This is a genomic window from Shewanella sp. c952 (genome assembly GCF_019654975.1).
In the GTDB taxonomy this organism is placed as follows: domain Bacteria; phylum Pseudomonadota; class Gammaproteobacteria; order Enterobacterales; family Shewanellaceae; genus Shewanella.
On sequence record NZ_BPEW01000005.1, the window covers coordinates 172,562 to 188,856 of the forward strand.

At 43.5% G+C, this 16,295-nt stretch carries 15 protein-coding genes; 7 read left to right on the top strand and 8 right to left on the bottom strand.

Going from position 1 to position 16,295, the window contains the following annotated elements:
* Positions 1–97 precede the first annotated feature (97 nt).
* Positions 98–766, bottom strand: a complete 669-nt coding sequence (locus tag K5R16_RS06105) for an OmpA family protein (RefSeq protein ID WP_220736642.1) — start codon at positions 764–766, stop codon at positions 98–100.
* A 462-nt stretch (positions 767–1,228) separates the two neighbouring features.
* On the opposite strand from K5R16_RS06105, the gene K5R16_RS06110 reads away from it, so the two are divergent.
* Positions 1,229–1,462, top strand: a complete 234-nt coding sequence (locus K5R16_RS06110) for a transposase (RefSeq protein ID WP_220736643.1) — start codon at positions 1,229–1,231, stop codon at positions 1,460–1,462.
* A 542-nt stretch (positions 1,463–2,004) separates the two neighbouring features.
* Positions 2,005–2,433, top strand: a complete 429-nt coding sequence (locus tag K5R16_RS06115; protein ID WP_220736644.1) for a hypothetical protein — start codon at positions 2,005–2,007, stop codon at positions 2,431–2,433.
* A gap of 53 nt (positions 2,434–2,486) precedes the next feature.
* Here the strand turns inward: K5R16_RS06115 and K5R16_RS06120 are convergent, their stop codons facing one another.
* The 5 genes from K5R16_RS06120 to K5R16_RS06140 form a co-directional block, all read right to left on the bottom strand.
* A complete protein-coding gene (locus K5R16_RS06120) occupies positions 2,487–3,851 on the bottom strand; it encodes a DUF4397 domain-containing protein (RefSeq protein ID WP_220736645.1) in 1,365 nt (454 codons plus the stop codon).
* 493 nt (positions 3,852–4,344) lie between these two features.
* Positions 4,345–5,868, bottom strand: coding sequence for a VCBS repeat-containing protein (locus K5R16_RS06125; RefSeq protein ID WP_259649777.1), 1,524 nt, complete (start codon positions 5,866–5,868; stop codon positions 4,345–4,347).
* A 113-nt stretch (positions 5,869–5,981) separates the two neighbouring features.
* Complete coding sequence (locus tag K5R16_RS06130; RefSeq protein ID WP_220736647.1) at positions 5,982–6,422, bottom strand: GtrA family protein; 441 nt, start codon at positions 6,420–6,422, stop codon at positions 5,982–5,984.
* Entirely contained in the window at positions 6,404–7,810 is a 1,407-nt protein-coding gene (locus K5R16_RS06135; protein ID WP_220736648.1) for a glycosyltransferase family 39 protein, read from the bottom strand. Before K5R16_RS06135 ends, K5R16_RS06130 begins: the two co-directional genes overlap by 19 nt.
* Positions 7,810–8,856, bottom strand: a complete 1,047-nt coding sequence (locus tag K5R16_RS06140) for a glycosyltransferase family 2 protein (protein WP_220736649.1) — start codon at positions 8,854–8,856, stop codon at positions 7,810–7,812. Before K5R16_RS06140 ends, K5R16_RS06135 begins: the two co-directional genes overlap by 1 nt.
* Positions 8,857–8,980: 124 nt before the next feature.
* Between K5R16_RS06140 and K5R16_RS06145 the strand changes: the two genes are divergently transcribed.
* Together K5R16_RS06145 and K5R16_RS06150 are read left to right on the top strand one after the other, a co-directional pair.
* Positions 8,981–9,670, top strand: a complete 690-nt coding sequence (locus tag K5R16_RS06145) for a response regulator transcription factor (RefSeq protein WP_220736650.1) — start codon at positions 8,981–8,983, stop codon at positions 9,668–9,670.
* Complete coding sequence (locus K5R16_RS06150) at positions 9,664–11,019, top strand: HAMP domain-containing sensor histidine kinase (RefSeq protein WP_220736651.1); 1,356 nt, start codon at positions 9,664–9,666, stop codon at positions 11,017–11,019. Before K5R16_RS06145 ends, K5R16_RS06150 begins: the two co-directional genes overlap by 7 nt.
* A gap of 68 nt (positions 11,020–11,087) precedes the next feature.
* Here K5R16_RS06150 and K5R16_RS06155 read toward each other — a convergent pair whose 3' ends face one another.
* On the bottom strand, positions 11,088–12,011 hold the full coding sequence (locus K5R16_RS06155) for a hypothetical protein (protein WP_220736652.1): 924 nt from the start codon (positions 12,009–12,011) through the stop codon (positions 11,088–11,090).
* Between the two features lie 494 nt (positions 12,012–12,505).
* On the opposite strand from K5R16_RS06155, the gene K5R16_RS06160 reads away from it, so the two are divergent.
* Both K5R16_RS06160 and K5R16_RS06165 read left to right on the top strand, forming a co-directional pair.
* Positions 12,506–13,456, top strand: a complete 951-nt coding sequence (locus K5R16_RS06160) for a helix-turn-helix transcriptional regulator (protein ID WP_220736653.1) — start codon at positions 12,506–12,508, stop codon at positions 13,454–13,456.
* Positions 13,457–13,588: 132 nt separating this feature from the next.
* Positions 13,589–14,161 carry a GAF domain-containing protein gene (locus tag K5R16_RS06165; protein WP_220736654.1) on the top strand — a complete coding sequence of 191 codons (573 nt, stop codon included), beginning with the start codon at positions 13,589–13,591 and terminating at the stop codon, positions 14,159–14,161.
* A gap of 11 nt (positions 14,162–14,172) precedes the next feature.
* Here K5R16_RS06165 and K5R16_RS06170 read toward each other — a convergent pair whose 3' ends face one another.
* Positions 14,173–14,748 carry an alpha/beta hydrolase gene (locus K5R16_RS06170; protein ID WP_220736655.1) on the bottom strand — a complete coding sequence of 192 codons (576 nt, stop codon included), beginning with the start codon at positions 14,746–14,748 and terminating at the stop codon, positions 14,173–14,175.
* Between the two features lie 180 nt (positions 14,749–14,928).
* On the opposite strand from K5R16_RS06170, the gene K5R16_RS06175 reads away from it, so the two are divergent.
* The gene (locus K5R16_RS06175) at positions 14,929–15,957 is read left to right on the top strand and encodes a class I SAM-dependent rRNA methyltransferase (protein ID WP_259649778.1); all 1,029 of its coding nucleotides are present in this window, start codon (positions 14,929–14,931) and stop codon (positions 15,955–15,957) included.
* Positions 15,958–16,295: the final 338 nt, after the last annotated feature.

Genomic DNA, 16,295 nt, shown 5'->3' on the forward strand with positions numbered 1-16,295 from the left:
GAGGCTATCCATGTTCAAGCGCTTGAATGGGATCACTCAAAAACCAAATTCATTAGACAAATAGTCGCAAATAACAATGACAGTTATCAGTATAAAATTAGCTTAGTGGACTAAGAATAATCTCAACGCGGCGATTTTCAGCTCTTCCCGCTTTAGTCTCATTGCTAGTAATTGGTCTATCTTCGCCAACACCGTGTGAGACCACTCGCGCTGACGGTACTTTACGGCTCATCAAGTAGCTTGCTACTTCACTGGCTCTCACCTGCGATAATCTCATGTTGTACGAGGCTGCGCCCGAGCTATCGGTATGACCCATCACATTGAGTTTGGTCTCATCATATTCTAATGCAACTAACGCAACGCTGTTTAGCACTTGCTCTGCTCGCTGACTAAGATCGGTTTGGTCTACACCGAAAGTGACATCATTTGGCATATTCAAAATAATGGTATCACCGCTACGAGTCACACTCACGCCCGAAGATTGTAGTTGCTTACGCAGCTCTGCTTCTTGCACATCCATGTAGTAACCAATACCACCGCCAAGCGCAGCGCCAGATGCTGCGCCAATTAACGCACCTTTGCCTCTGTCACTTTTACTTGATGAAGCTACACCTATCGCAGCACCCGCTAATGCGCCAATCAAGGCGCCATTAGTGGCTTTAGCATTTTGGGATTCATTGCTATATGGATTGGTTGTCTGACAACCTGACACAAACACTGCTGCAACAATACAACTAGCGATAGCACTACTGTGCTTAATACTCATAAACATTACTCCTAACTGTCTTCATGCGAATAAAGACGACAACATATCGAGTGAATTTGTTAGCAGTATATAAGTCACCAGTGAATAGACAATGCCCAATGCGACAAGCGCTTTAAAAACGTACAACTCTTTGACGAGGCTCCCTTGCACCACAATCAAGCAAGCTTGCACCATCTTGTAACGTCAATCACAACTCCACTTAAGCTCTCAAGTTGAAGTAAAAAACTAACGCACTGTTTTAATTTGAAATAACTTTATTTTTTGAATTTGGCACAAAACAAGCATACCTATAAAGTAGTAAAAGCAGGTCCCATAGAAAGAGCGAAAATGCAGAGTAAAATAACTTAGAAAATTATCAGATAACTGCCAAAAGTTTGCCATGTTAAGCAAATATCTAAGCTTCAGTCCGTGGAATGTAGAGCGTTCAACAGTCCACATGTTAGTAATATAAAGAGGTAATTAATGACAACAATAAAACATGAACTCAACCTCAGCGTTATCGACGAAGTTAAAAATAATGGCAGATTACTGTCTGACGTTGCTAGGCAGTACGGCTTATCAACAAAAACAGTGTATCAACTGGTACGCCAAAGCGAGCAGCCTGAAAGCCGCAGTAAGATAATAAAATTAGAGATTGAGCAACTGCGTAGCCGCATTAGTAAACTCTCGGGAGAGCTCTGTCGGATCGGTCGCTAACCGCCCTTATCGCAGAGGTAAAAGCATATCATTTCGCCCCAAAGGCATGAAAAAATATCGTCATAACAATAATAACTTAGACGCTAATTTCGCTTTTACCTCTGCACCTTTTTCCTTTAATAATCACTCCAATATCACAGAATACCTGCAACACATTCAGTTACGCTGCTAAACTTAATAATACCAATCAGTATAAGAAGTTGATCTACTCAGAGTGTTTTTGGCGAGCTGATCCAAGGCAGGCTAATCCAAGGTGAGTTATAGCGGCTTTGATGCTGCGCGTAGAATAACGATGCCCTTCATTCATTGCTAACCACATGGCCTAGCATGTTCCTGACATGCTTAAGGCATTCCCTCCATCCTTGGAGGTCAGATGTGGTGAATGGCATTAATGCACGACTATATGGATATGGGAGGTAAAGTAACGCAGGAGCTGTTACCGAGGAGCATTTAATGACCTTACCTCAAAGCCGGTAAACTCTCGCTGAGCGAGCAAATCTTTATACTGATTGGTATAACATATTCAACCAGAGGTAATATCAATGGGGACTGACTTTGCAAATCCAGTAATCAAGACAACGTTAATTTCAATGGCTTTGGCTTTCGTACTTTCAGGCTGTGTTAGCCAGCATGATTTGATGGTTGAGAAAGGCTTTCCACTTCCCTATGCCGACGGTTTTGATGACGGTTGTCATAGCGGTAACAAAGCTGGCGGTAGCTTATTCGACGAATTCAAAAAAGATGTCAATCGCTTCAACAGCGACAAACAGTATGCTCAAGGTTGGTCTGATGGTTTTAGACAATGTGAAACAGAGCAAGAGGCAGCGCAGCGTCAAACTAGAATGATAATCGAACAGCAACAGTTACAAGAGCAGAAAAAAGCCAACGATATAAACCAGCAGCATGCACTTGAACAAGAAGTGATGAAAGGCATCGATACCGATGCCCTCAAGAGCTTAGAAAAGCAATAGTAGTACTGATGAGACGCTAGTTTTTACAACGAAACTAGCGCCTCGTTGAGTCATTATAAAATCGTCAGTCGATAGCCCAATGACTGAGATTCGTCCTTATGCAACACCATGGTGTAATTGCCAGCGTTCTCAAACTGTATTGGCTCAGATTGATAGAGCAAAGTCAGTGTTTCATTGTCATCTTCAAAAACAACATTTATCTCATATTCTCCAGACGCAATACTGAGTGTCCCCAATTCCGTGAACTCTACATAGCTAAGTTTATATTCGGCAGACTCGATAGTTTCTGTTGGTTTAACGAAATAGACATCAAGCGCCTCATAATCAAAAACCAAATTCGCTAAATCAATTTGATGAGTGAAAGCTTGCGGACGATGGTCGTGAGTCAATGTCATGCCTTTGGTCACTCCAGCCGCGTCTTGATACACCAGTATTGACTTGCTTTCATCTTGGTTAAAGGTCACTAACAAATTGTTCGCCAGTATTTCATTGGCACTCTTGTTTGTAACTGTCACCCCATAATCACTGTAACCAATAGCAGTGAAATCACTTAACTCATATTGTCCAAGATCGTATAGGTATTGGGTCTCTTGATTACTCGACATCGTGATATCAATTTCTTCAGCATTAATCAGTGCATTGAAAACACGATACTCGGCATTGGCATCAATATTGGCATATTGGGTTGGGCTACCGGTCGAATCAACAGCATCAATGGTGAGCTTGGGCGTTCCTGGACCAAAACTATTGCGGATCACAAACTTATAAACAGTGTTAGAAGATAAGTCCAACGTTGCCGTTGTATAGATAGGCACACTTGCCCCTGTCTCCGCGAGATAAAGCACATACTCGCCAGTATCAAACATCACTTCACTGGAATAGCTTTTATAGCTAAGCGAATCCAACATAGTAGCAGCACTAAAGCCCTCAACGTCTTTACCAAAGTAAACATCATAAGTGGCTTCACCTACTGCAGCATGAACCACCAAGACTTGCATTTTGCTGTAGTCATCACTGTCATCATCATTCAACTCGTCCATCTCTGTGCGGTCATACTGAATGTCTAATAACTCTGGTTCACTATAATCCCCCGTCAAAACAAAGAAGTGATCATCGCCATTAGCAAGCGACAAACTTGAAGTGTAAAGCGATATCTCATCACCAAATTCATCACTACCAACCACTTCCATTTCAACCGCTCCAGTACTGTAAACATAGCGCGGTTGAGAATCTGCGTAATCAATTGCGGTATATTGATAATCATCTAAAACCAAGGCTGTTGCGGTGCTATTGGCTGATGCACTGTAGTACTGTACGTATGCTTCGCTGCTTGAATTGCTTTCATCATCTGAGCTACAACCAGTAACTGTAACCAATGCTAAAAAGAGACAACTCATACTCCGTGGTGTGAAGTTCATTTATTTTCCTTAACTAATTAATGACAAACTCACTACCTATGACCAAGAATTTACGTCAAGAACTGTCAGCAATTGCAATGTAAGGAAAGGCTACATATAGCTTTGTAAATTAAAGTGATTGTTTGTATTTACAGAAATGAAAGGCATCAATATAGCGGTTAAAAATGTGACTAAAGAGTAACAGAGGTTGCTTGTGACAACCCCTAATATATATATTACCAATCAGTATAAGTATTTGATCTACTCAGAGTGTTTTTGGCGAACTAATTCAAGGCAGGCTAATCCAAAGTGAGTAATGACACAATGGTTATTCCCTTATGAGTTTATTCAACGCAGAAGTAGGAAGCCAAAAACACTCCTTACAGGCGAGTTTTAGAGGCTTTGATGCTGTGTTAATGAACTTGAATGTAGAATAACTATGTTCTTCATTCATTGCCTTACCTCAAAGTCGCTAAACTCTCACTGAGCGATCAAATCTTTATACTGATTGGTATTAGCTGGCGAAAAAGACCCTAAACTGATTAGCGAGAGCTTTATCATCTTGTTTGCCGTACTTAATCAAGATGTCCTCTTTACCATCACCATTTAAGTCATCACTTTGCAGCATGCCACCATCAACAGGCAGTTTTAAATCATGCTTTTCAGCATTACGGCTAAACAAGCTATCGCCAGTCGCGCCGAAATAGATCTTTAGCGTGTCTTCATCATCTGACAAGATTAAATCTTTAAGGCCATCGCCATTAAGATCCGCCAGCTTGACCACTGGGCTGCCACTTTGTCCTGAGCTCAAACTAAAATTAAGCTCAACCTCTTTACTCACATTAGACTCTTCAGCAAAACGCCCTTGATCATCCATTTTAAACAGGTGCACATCTTGATCGATACTGCCTGACAGCAAAGCACCAATGATCTGTGACACTCCGATATCAAACCCAGCGACCATCACCTCGACTTTATCGTCACTATCAATATCAATAAACTGCAATCCCGTTAAGGTTCCCTCAGCTTTAACAACGCTATTGGCAACTTTTGGGAACACTAGTTTGCCCTTCTGGTTCTCACCAAGATAAACCTCATAATCATTCTCTCTATCGAATACGCCTGAACTTTTGGTGTAGCGCACGACAAGGTCGGTAATACCATCGTTGTTAATATCCTTAAGTTCCTCCACTTTACGGTACACCAACTCACTCTGGTCAAGCTGCTCACCATATGCGTCGCGCTTGTTCCACCAGTCAATACCGCTTATAGGTTGCCTAACAGACACATACTCAGCAATGGGGTTAAATAGCTTGTCTTCTGTTTGGCTATAGAGCTCTAACTCGCCTTCACCAATTTTGACAATATCGACTAACCCGTCCAAATTGATGTCAGTAACATAGAGCTTAGACTGCGTGTAGGTAGCACCATCTTCAAATAATCGAGATTGAGGTTTTATTGGCAGCTGTTGCTGTTTAAATTCGCCGTTATCGGCAATAAATAACTGCAGCTGATTAAAATCGTGGATCAAAATATCGTCTTCACCATCTCCATTAAGATCCGCAATAAACTCGCCTTCACTGAGGTAATCGGGGCGGGACTTAAAAGATAACGAGTTAATCTTCGCTATAGCCGAAAGCTCTGCCACTGTATTATCTTTTAGCGGCTTAAAAACATGCAGCTGTTCTTGAGACAAAAAATACAACTGTTGGGTCTTACCCTCTTGATATTCTGTGATGTCGAAGGAGTGCATTGCTTGAGGCAACTCAAGCTTAATCGCTAACTTGTACTGCCCCTTATCTAAACCATAAACGGCCATCCAGCGCTGGCTTAAATCATCAACACCAAACGCCACTAACTCTTTGCCAGAACTGGGCAACAGATCTGCCGCCACTATCGGGTGAGTCAGATTAAAAGGCGCATTTAATGTTGACTCTGTTAAGGTCAATTTAGGCGTAGATTTAGCCTCTGCAGGTTGAGCTACGACCGCAGTAACGAGCACTAAACTCACTCCAAAGCCTTTTAAAACCGATTCCATGTTGTTCCACTCCATTAGCAATCACAAAAGTACACTCCTTGAAGCTAGCGGTTTTGAGCACAGAGTAAAAGCAAATTTAACAGTTTGTAACACATAGCAGCCTTTTTAGCGGATTATTCATCTTTAACGACTTTAAATGTCCATAAATTAGCACCAAACCAATTAAGCATTAACCCCACTAACACACCAACACTAAACGCTAAACTAAGATCCAACCAAGTTTTGCCTAAAAGCAGCGTGACCAAATAAAAGGCACTCAGATTAGCAATTGCAGCAACACTTGATACGGTAATGAACATCAACAACTGTTTAGTTTTCGCTGCTTGTTTTCGTTCATGAAAAGTCCAACAACGATTGCACCACCACGACAGCAACACAGCAATCACAAATGCACACACTCTTGCCGGCAGAAGTTGCAAGTTAAGCACTTCAAAGAGCAAATAAAATAGCGTGGCATCAGCAGCAAAAACGCCTGCACCGACCAACAAAAAACGCAGCTCTTGTTGCTGTATGCGCCACACTTGCTTCAGGAAATTTAATGGCTGCGACGACAAAGCAGTAGCCCTCTATCTTTGTTACTTGCGATCTCGTCACAATTGACTAATTGCTTGTCCACTTTTGAGATATCTACCACTAAATAGAAGCGCTGCTCGCTTGAATCCACCTCCTGCAAGCGATTAATCTTTTCAGCCTGACCAGCACTATAAAATCGAGCCGAGAAAGGTTGCTTATTAAGGTAATAGGTCGGCAATATTTCAGTGCGCTGCTGTAGTAACCAGCGCTCACTCTTGTCTTTTGCTGAACCGAAGTGGATGATCGCAACCGCTACCATTAATAAAGCCGCGATGGCTATTGCTACCTTATGCAAATGTGGGACTTGAGAGCCACGCCAAGCAAAGGTAATAAGTAACGCTAATGCTGGGATCCCGGGCAATACATAGGCGGGCAAAATATTACCAGCAAGAGTGAACAGCACCATGGGCGCGAGCATCCAACAGATGAGGTAACTTGCAAGCGCACTGTTGTTGCTATTGAGCTGCTTATCGCTATGTTTAGGCGCTTCAACATAGATTTTATACAGGGCTTGCGGTAAAAATGCAGACCAAGGCAGCGCAGCACCAAGGAAATAAAGCCAAATAGTGCCGCGAGTTTGATCGTGAGCACTACCGTAAAGATCACCCTGCCAGCCACTATCGACAAACCTTGACCAATGCTCACCGACAATAAAATAGTTCAAAAATCCAGGCGTCGTTTTTTCAGCCAGAACATACCAAGGCAGCGCAATGGCCAACATTAGTAGCAAGCCAGAGATGAGTGGAATACGTTGCCATAGTAGTTTCCAAGGTCTGAAGACTCCATATTGCCACAACAGCCATAACCCAGTACCAATGGCAAAAATGACTAGCGCTACCGGCCCTTTTGCCAGCAAGCCAATCGCCAGACCAACAAAACCAAAATAGCCCCAACGCAGCTCGCCTTGCCAACACAAATAAAAGCCGACCATCGCCATCGTCAGGCCTAACGTTAACGCCATGTCAGTCATGACCGCACCTGCACTGATAATAAATACAACAGTAGACGCTAAGATAATCAACGATGGTAAAACAGGCAGTCGCTGCTTCTTAGCGAAAGTAGCTATCACGGCTAAGGTCAACATTGCCGCTATCCAATGCGGAAAACGCACTGCAAACTCAGAGACCCCAAAAACGACGATTGACGCTGCACTCATCCATGTATGCAGAGGCGGTTTACCCCAAAACGGCACACCGTAGTCAAACAAAGGGGTTACCCAATTTCCTGTCTCAACCATTAATCGCGCCATTTCACCATAACGAGCTTCAGTGGTATCCATCAGCGGATATAGAGGTAACAGCAGTAATCGGGTTAATACCACCAGCAGTAATACAGCCAGACTTTTCTGCCCAGTGCTCAACGCTTGCATTACTTCGCCTCCAAATAGCTAACATTACTCTTGGTAACGTTCGCTGTGGTGGAAGCTCGATCAGGTTTGACTTGTGACAGTGATTGGCTGTAAGCCACCTCTTCAATCAAGTAAAGTGGTCGCTGCTTAACCTCAACAAACACCCGTCCTAAATACTCACCAATCAAGCCCAGCGCTAACAACTGAATACCTGCGAGACCAAGCTGCACCACCATCATCGAAGGATAACCCGCAACAGTCTCACCGTAGATCAATGTCTTACTGACCACCCAACCACCATAAGCAAAGGCACTAAAGGCAGTAATAACACCGCACCATGTGGCAATCCGCAGCGGTTTAAAACTAAAAGAGGTGATGCCATCCATCGCCAAGCCAAATAGCTTGCCGTAATTCCATTTTGTTTCTCCAACAAAGCGAGGGTCGCGGTCAAACTCTAGAGTAGTTTGCGAAAATCCTGGCCAGCTAAATAGTCCTTTCATAAATCGGTTCCGCTCAGGTAAGGCTCTAATGCTGTCCACTACCTGGCGGCTCATTAAACGAAAATCACCCACATTCTCCGGCACAGGGGAATCCGACACCCAATTCATCAGGCGGTAGAAACAGCTGGCTGAAAATCGTTTAAACCAAGTTTCACCCAATCGTTTTCGACGTTTCATATTGACGATATCGTAGCCTGATCGCCACTGCTCAAGCATTAATGGGATCTGTTCCGGCGGGTCTTGAAGATCAGCGTCCAACATGATCACAGCCAGCCCTCGGGCATGCTCAATACCTGCAGACATCGCCGCCTCTTTACCAAAATTTCGGCTCAGCTTAATACATTGGTACTCATTGCTTGCTAAAGGCAACTGACTTACCTGCGACCAAGAGTCATCACTACTGCCGTCATCAACAAATACAATTTCACTGCTCTCATCAAGCTCCGCTAATACAGCTGTAAGCCGGGATAAAAGCGGCGCAATCATTTGCGACTCATTAAATAGCGGTACTATCACTGACAAACACACTTCGGTGCGATTGCCGTCATTCACGCGAGCGTATGTCATGCGAGATCCTCATCAACTTTTGCAGTAGCATGCCAGCTGTAAAGTGAAGAAAATGTCATTGACATTTTTTCGACAAAAAAAGTGCTAAAGTAACCAGCATGAACAGAACCCTTGATGAATTGCCATGACACTAAAACTACTCATTATCGAAGACAATATAGATGTTGCTGGCATTCTCGGAGATTACTTCGAGGCTCAAGGTGCAGAGCTTGATTTCGCAGATAATGGCGAACTGGGTTTATCACTGGCACAAGCATTTGATTTTGATGCCATCATATTAGATCTAATGCTGCCTAAGCTCGACGGTCTAAGCCTATGTAAGGCACTACGCTCACTTGGCTGTAGTACCCCAATTTTGATGTTAACTGCACTCGATAATAAAGCGGATCTTCTCACCGGTTTTGATTGCGGCGCCGATGACTATTTAGGAAAGCCCTTCGATTTAGATGTGGTTGATGCTCGGGTAAAAGCGCTGATAAAGCGTCATCGTGGTCAGGTGGCACAAGGGGTGCTTAAATTTGGTGATGTTGAAATTAATATTGCCCAGCATCAAGCCTATCGTCAGCAAATGCAGTTAGCACTGACTCCAACGACCTACCAAATATTACTGTTACTGATAAAACATGCGCCAAATGTGGTCAAACGTGAACAGATCATTGAAGAGTTATGGGGCCAATCACCACCGAACAATGATATTTTGCGTAGCCATATGTATCAACTACGCAATCAACTCGACAAACCCTTTAAATGCCCGATGCTCGCCACTGTGCCTAAAGTGGGTTTTAGACTGCAACTTGGAGAGCAGCCTTGCTAAACAAGCTACTGAATAGAGTTTCTACCGCTTCAAGTCTTCCCCATAAGTTACTGTGGTATTTCAGTATTGTGGCGATTGTAATTGGCTTAACCCTTTATCTATCTATGTTCGGTTTAATGCAGTGGATTGAGGATGCAGTCAATCAGCAAGAGCTTAAAACCAGTGCTCCCTATGCCATCAGTTTGTTTCAGCAAGGTGCAAAGCAGCCACTCAATATAGGGCTGCACACCCAAGCCTTCTATTCCACTGACCTGATCCCACAGAAATACGGTGATTTAACTAAATTTCCTGTCGGTTTTAATGGCGAAGTTGTCAATAACCAGTCAACTGATATCCTGCATGAGTGGCTATCGTCTTCTCGCCCGAATTTAGGGGGGATGGTTCCTAAAGAGATCTTTTTATATCGTGGGGAGTTCGTTCTAGATGGCCAGTTAACGCCGCTATTTATGATCACCCCAACAGAAAGCGTTGAGCTCAGTGAACGCGAGTGGCATCTCATCAAGCTCTTTATACTGTGTTTTATCGGCGTAATGTTTATCTTGTTCGGCTTCGTCATTCATAAACTCAGTTGCCGCTTAGTCGATCCTGTCGCGCAGTTAAGTAAACAATTAAAATCCCCCGAATCGAACAAAAGATTTACCGTACCCGAGCAGTCTGCGACCGAATTTACTGAACTTGCTGATAGCTTAAACGATTACCGCCAGCAAAATGAGATGATGATTAAGCAGGAACAAGCCTTTGCCCGCTATGCGAGCCATGAGTTAAGAACCCCTTTAACAGTCATCAGCGGTGCGGCCAAACTGCAGGAGCAAAATAATGCAGCAGAGTTTCAAGCCCGCCAACGCAGTCGTATTCAACGTGCAGCACTCGACATGCAACATACCATTGATGCATTGCTCAATTTGGTCAAGCAGGAGAATGCCACCAGCAGCACACCGCTTAGATTGTTACAGCAAGCTGAAATCGAAAGCATTACTCAGCCGCTACAAGCATTAGCAAAAGGTAAAGGCATCAAGCTATCGGTTGATTTTAAGCAAGCGCCAACCATTAAGCCGACCTCAGCCGTATTACGGATGTTGCTAAGTAATCTCATCGGCAATGCTATAAACGCCAGTGACTCTGGAGAAATAACTATCTCAGTCAATAGCGATGAAATTATTATTACCGACAACGGGCGCGGACTATCTGCATCAGAACATGATAGCGCCAATGGACATGGACATGGACATGGGCTAGGCTTATTGATTGTTGATAGTCTTTGCCAGCGCTACCAATGGCAGTTCAGCTTATCCGATATCAAACCGATAGGCTGCTGTGCCCGATTAACCTTTCCTCAAGCAGACAGGTAGCTTTATAGCTACCTATTCTATAAACAAAAAAGTGCCAATCGATAATTGATTGGCACTTTTATATTGTCCTAACCTTGACGGGTAAAGCGGTATGACTGGATCTGCACCTCTTTACCATCAACCACCGCGTAGCTGTCGACCAAGAAAACATCTTGTCCTGCAAATCTAAGTTCTAAGCGCATTTGGCTACGCTCATTTCCAGAAAAAGTTTGTCCGTTTGCACCGACTGGGTAGTAATTGTAACGTTGCAGCTGCGGCTGGAACTCTCCAGAAAAGCTAAGCTTACTGTTGCCATTAAAATCCGTTTGCAATTGATAGCCCTGCGCTGGTGTATATGACAGTTCAACCTGCCCATTTAGGTCTTGCTCTACTCCTGACACCTTTAAGTTCTCTACCGATAACGTCGCTGCCGTGGTTTTACTCAATCCACCTTGAGCAACACCAGTCGCTTCTACGCGCTCACCTTTGCTATCCAATGCCCAGATATTGACCTGCCATTGTCCGCTAAAAGTGTCTAAGCGATCCCAGTTCTGCGCAGTAGTTGCAGGCGCTGCAGCTCCGGCCACTTGTGTACCTGATAAGCCATTAATATTAATATTCTTGTTGGCATTCTCGTTGCGGTGATCTTCTCTATCATTGGCATAATCCGCACTCGCACCGGCAACACCACCCGCCGCGGCGCCAACTGCCGCCCCTTTTAATGCAAGGCTCGCATCCCCAGCAACAGCGCCCATTGCTAGCCCTAAAATGGCGCCACCTGCTACGCCAGTTTTAAGGCCACGATTACTGTCACGCCCATCCTCGCCAACGCCTTCGCTGCTTGCACAAGCTGTTAGCATGCTCAGGCATAACGTGGTTAGAATTACTTTTGAATACTTGTTTACTGTGCTCATAGTGCTAGACGCTCCGTTGATAAAGATTTTGTTAGTCGCAGTCGTTGAAGACACTAACTGTGCAGATTGCGTATTTGAGAAAATAGTGTTGTTAGACATAAATTTAACCTCATAAGAATATGTGTCCCCCTATTCCAAAAATGCTGCTAACTTAAGGGGAAGTGGTAACGCATTGGTGACTATTAAACCAGTAATCAAAAAGCGGCATTAGGGCATGGCGATGAAAAAAAAATATCCGAATGCCTAGGGGCTGTTTATCTTTCACGGTTGTTTTTGCCGCAGTTTATTGGCTATTTTGACAAGGCGGAGGCTATGCCGTTTAGTTATTCTCCACAAATAGTCTACAACACAGTAAAAATAGCCAAGAAACGCGGCCCTTTGGGTTCGCTTCAATTCTTTTACTCTTTTATGACTAGAGTGCGTTACGAGCTTTTCGCTTAGCCAGCTAAGCATCATCGCTCAAGCCTTGTACTAAAATAATTATTCCTTACGGTAAAGAATCGAACAAAAACTAAGCTCGAAAGATCAACAGCCCCTAGTTAAGATCAGATTGTTCGGTATTGGTTTTTATCAAGAAAGACACAGGAGTCAGCATGAAATCAGACAAATTTGCAGGCATTGCAGATTACATTACCCAGCGACGTGCTCAGAAAGCCTTGTCTCAAGAAGCATTAGCGTATGATTTGATTGATTATCATGAACTGTTTGCCGATCTAGACTCTTTAACAATCAGTCGCTGGGAGCGAGCAAAGGTCAGTCCTAATTTGCGTAGACAGGTTGCGCTTATGGAGTACTTTGGCGACAAACCCCATACACTATTATGTGATCCCGCCTTTGAGCTCAAACAGTTACCCTCGCTCGACGCATTCAACAAAATGTTAGATCAACAGTTCAAGTACAACCATGTGATGGGAGCTCACCCCTATATTTCACCCGAAAATGTTAGCTTCGACAAACTGTGTAAGCGCGCCGATGAGGCACCACAAATGTATGGCTGGATAGCCAACTATCACACTAATCTCAGTCATGGTCGAGAGCAATGGAGTCAAGACTTCATTAAATCATTAGCAGATGTAGACTCAACCGAGGTCTCTTTTTATCTGGTTAATGGATTGCTCGCTGGCCACATATTTATGGTCAAAGTCAGCCAAGAAACTTTTGATCAATTACTTTTCGGTAAACTCCAAGACAATGAGCTAACAGCTGCACACCTCATTACCGGTGAACAACCTGGTTGCCTATACATGCTAAGTACTTATCTTGGCGGAGCCCATGTTTCAGAAGACTTCGTCGCACAACTACTATTTACCTTGGTTGAAGATCCACAGAACACCTCTTTTGGTTATAAAGCGCGCTCAGACATTGGCATTAAGCTAATGGATTTTCTCGGTGGGGTCGTTGTCCATACAGGTGAAGCATTAACTGAACGCTTAGACGGTGCAAAATACCAAGGTAAGCGTCGCAGCTATGTCTCCTTTAATTTAGAGCGTCAGGTACTGATTGCCAGTGCGCTGTTTATTAACCTCATTCGTAACAGCAAATAGTCAACAACAGCTAAAGCAGCCTTTTTTATCACCGATTTCTGAAATCTGAGTTGATTTTGGCCAGAAACCAACTTAACTATTTATTAGGGTTGCACGGAATCGCGCCTATTATCTGCAAAAAGGAATATCGATATGATTGCTCTCGATACACAAGAGATCGACATTAACCATGAGATCTGTGAAAGCTGGCAAGAGATGGTCAATTTGGTCTCTGAAATATCTCGTATCCCCGCCACATTAGTAATGCGAGCCCACCCCAGAGAGATAGAAGTATTTATTGCCAGTAACACTCCCAACAACCCATTTAAAGCGAAAGAGAGAGAACAGCTAGGTATCGGCTTATATTGCGAAGCGGTAATCACCGGTAGAAAAGAGCTAGTTGTTAACGATGCGACTCAAGATCCAAATTGGAATAAAAACCCAGATATTAAACTCGGTTTAATCGCCTATTTAGGCCTACCTATTTGTTGGCCCAACGGTGACATATTCGGCACCATCTGTATGTTAGATTCGCAACCCACTCAATTTGATAACCCGACGAAACAACTGCTCAGCCGCTTTAAAGTAAATATTGAAACCGATCTTAAACATGCTTATCAACAAGCACTGTTAGCTGAGGAAAATGCTCAACTAAGTAAGAAGTTGCCAAGTAGCAACCACAGTTCAGAAACAGCGAGTTCCCTAGATCGCCGCCGTTCCGTTTAAACTTAAAAATGTTAACGCGGCAAATTACCATTGATTTCATTAATAATTTTACGACTAAAAATCACACTAAGGTGCAGCACAATCCAAAATGACTTATTCTCTGCCACCGCCCAAACGGAACTGATGCTGGGCACAATAGTGAGGTCTATCGGGGTGCGATAGGAATACAACACAACACCTTCAAGGCTGCTAACAGTGGCATTAAGTTTACCTAGCAATTCACTTTTAGGTCGCAGCTGCCGAACCCCTTTAGATGGATATGGCAGGTAAGCCCAAATACTACCTGCGTGAGGCGTTGATAAGCTAAAGAACTGACTCACTCTGCCCGCCCCGCCCAATAATTGTAAATAGTAGCGACCGACGATGCCGCCCATGCTAAAACCAATTAACACCAACTCATCAGTCTCACCATAATGACTATCGATCTGCTGTTTTAAATTTTCTGCGGCATGCTCAATTCCCAAACGCCCATCAAAAGGTCCAATGGTGGGAGAAAAACATTCATGACCCGCTTTTGTCAGCTGATGCTGCATCCAGCGCATCACGTGTCCGGTATTAAAAATGCCGTGCACTAATACTATTTTCACAGAAACTCCTTTTAGCCTTATCCTTTCTCATACTCTAGCAATAAAAACATACATTGTGTTTTGGCAACAGTCATTACAGTACAAAACCATTAATCCCCCAGCAGCAATGATATTTATCATATTAAATTTGCTATTATTAGCCCGTCCTATCTGTCCTTATTTCAAATGAGCCCATTATTTATGTCGATAAGCCCATCGCCTCAATCACTTCCACAAGCTTTGGCCTCTGCCATTAGTAAGCGTACTCAATTTCTTGCTCACGCCGAAGAAAATGACACTAATTGCTATCGTATTTTTCACGGCACCGTCGAAGGTATTAATGGCCTCAACATCGATCGTTACGGCGAAGCTTGGTTAATCCAAAGCTTTCATCAATCATTGACCGAGGAGGAGCTAGTTCAAGTATCAGAGCTACTCACTCAACAAACACCGCTACCGGTTATTTATAACGACCGCTCCAACAAAAACTCTCGCGTACTCAATCCCTTAAGCGATGAGAATGAAACCTTTGCAACTAGCGAACAAAAAATGCAGGAAAATGGCATTTTGTTTAGCAGTAAATTACGCCATGAAGGACAAGACCCACTGCTATTTTTAGATATGCGAGTTGGCCGTGAATACGTCAAAGCGCACAGTCAAGATTGCAGCGTGCTGAACCTGTTCTCCTATACCTGTGGTATTGGTACTGCAGCAGCGGTAGGCGGTGCATCTCGAGTGGTAAATATCGACTTTTCCTCATTTGCACTGGCTGCAGGTAAGAAAAATGCCCAGCTCAATCATGTTGAAGATGTATGCGAATTTGTGCAAAGCGATGCATTCCCAGCACTTAGACAATTAGCTGGGCTAAAAGTGGGTGGACGCAGAAACCAAAAGCTTCCTGCCTATCCGAAACTCGCAGCAACACAATTTGATTTAGTCTTTTTAGATCCACCAAGATACGCTAAGAGCCCATTTGGGATTGTCGATCTGATTAATGATTACCAAAGCCTGTTTAAGCCGGCACTGCTCACCACCAAAGCAAAAGGCACCATTGTGTGTTGTAACAATGTCGCCAAAGTGGATCGCCAAGCTTGGTTTGACAGCTTAGTGCGCTGCGTCGAAAAACAAGGTCGCCAAGTCACCCACCATACATGGCTGGATTGTCATGAGGACTTCCCCTCATTTGACGGCAACCACCCACTAAAAATAGTGGCTCTGACCTTAAGCTAGCCACTACTATCAGTGGCTATAACAGCAATAAATGGCAAGAAAACCTACCATTTATTGCTGCTTTACTACATTTAGCGCTCAAACTGGATAAATCATAACAATAAAATATGTCCCCCTCGTAATTTAGCCCACAAAAAACAACTTCAATAAGCCCTGAAAATAAGCTCTTAAGAACAAGCTTTTAAAAACAAGTTGCCCGACTAAAAAACAATAACCACAAACCAGTAAAACCCCATTAAAACCCCATTAAAACCCCATTAAAACCCCATTAAAACAGTCGATTAACCAGAAAAATTAAACTTTACCAACGACAAGCCAACAATGTTCAAAAAATAATC

Excerpts from the sequence above, each read along its gene's own strand:
- K5R16_RS06105 (WP_220736642.1), bottom strand. The coding sequence starts at position 766 with ATGAGTATTAAGCACAGTAGTGCTATCGCTAGTTGTATTGTTGCAGCA.
- K5R16_RS06110 (WP_220736643.1), top strand. The coding sequence starts at position 1,229 with ATGACAACAATAAAACATGAACTCAACCTCAGCGTTATCGACGAAGTT.
- K5R16_RS06115 (WP_220736644.1), top strand. The coding sequence starts at position 2,005 with ATGGGGACTGACTTTGCAAATCCAGTAATCAAGACAACGTTAATTTCA.
- K5R16_RS06120 (WP_220736645.1), bottom strand. The coding sequence starts at position 3,851 with ATGAACTTCACACCACGGAGTATGAGTTGTCTCTTTTTAGCATTGGTT.
- K5R16_RS06125 (WP_259649777.1), bottom strand. The coding sequence starts at position 5,868 with ATGGAATCGGTTTTAAAAGGCTTTGGAGTGAGTTTAGTGCTCGTTACT.
- K5R16_RS06135 (WP_220736648.1), bottom strand. The coding sequence starts at position 7,810 with ATGCAAGCGTTGAGCACTGGGCAGAAAAGTCTGGCTGTATTACTGCTG.
- K5R16_RS06140 (WP_220736649.1), bottom strand. The coding sequence starts at position 8,856 with ATGACATACGCTCGCGTGAATGACGGCAATCGCACCGAAGTGTGTTTG.
- K5R16_RS06145 (WP_220736650.1), top strand. The coding sequence starts at position 8,981 with ATGACACTAAAACTACTCATTATCGAAGACAATATAGATGTTGCTGGC.
- K5R16_RS06155 (WP_220736652.1), bottom strand. The coding sequence starts at position 12,011 with ATGTCTAACAACACTATTTTCTCAAATACGCAATCTGCACAGTTAGTG.
- K5R16_RS06160 (WP_220736653.1), top strand. The coding sequence starts at position 12,506 with ATGAAATCAGACAAATTTGCAGGCATTGCAGATTACATTACCCAGCGA.
- K5R16_RS06165 (WP_220736654.1), top strand. The coding sequence starts at position 13,589 with ATGATTGCTCTCGATACACAAGAGATCGACATTAACCATGAGATCTGT.
- K5R16_RS06175 (WP_259649778.1), top strand. The coding sequence starts at position 14,929 with ATGTCGATAAGCCCATCGCCTCAATCACTTCCACAAGCTTTGGCCTCT.